The sequence below is a fragment of the Citrobacter sp. Cpo061 genome (assembly GCF_030332845.1).
GTDB lineage: Bacteria > Pseudomonadota > Gammaproteobacteria > Enterobacterales > Enterobacteriaceae > Citrobacter > Citrobacter portucalensis.
The window spans coordinates 1-217 of sequence record NZ_JAOWHB010000002.1; the positions used below are offsets into that span (position 1 = coordinate 1).

Annotated in this window: 1 tRNA gene and 1 rRNA gene; both read left to right on the plus strand. The window is 55.3% G+C overall.

The features are described from left to right. A 5S ribosomal RNA gene (rrf, locus tag OGX97_RS23240) occupies positions 1-78 on the plus strand; the annotation flags it as partial. A gap of 55 nt (positions 79-133) precedes the next feature. After that, positions 134-210 (plus strand) — tRNA-Asp (locus OGX97_RS00005). The last annotated feature ends 7 nt before the right edge of the window (positions 211-217 follow it).

Consider the following 217-nt stretch of genomic DNA (forward strand, 5'->3'; position numbering starts at 1 on the left):
GCCGAACTCAGAAGTGAAACGCCGTAGCGCCGATGGTAGTGTGGGGTCTCCCCATGCGAGAGTAGGGAACTGCCAGGCATTAAATTGCAGTAAACCGGGATGAAGAATCCGGGTGGTGACAAAGAAATTCGGTGGAGCGGTAGTTCAGTTGGTTAGAATACCTGCCTGTCACGCAGGGGGTCGCGGGTTCGAGTCCCGTCCGTTCCGCCACTTATTA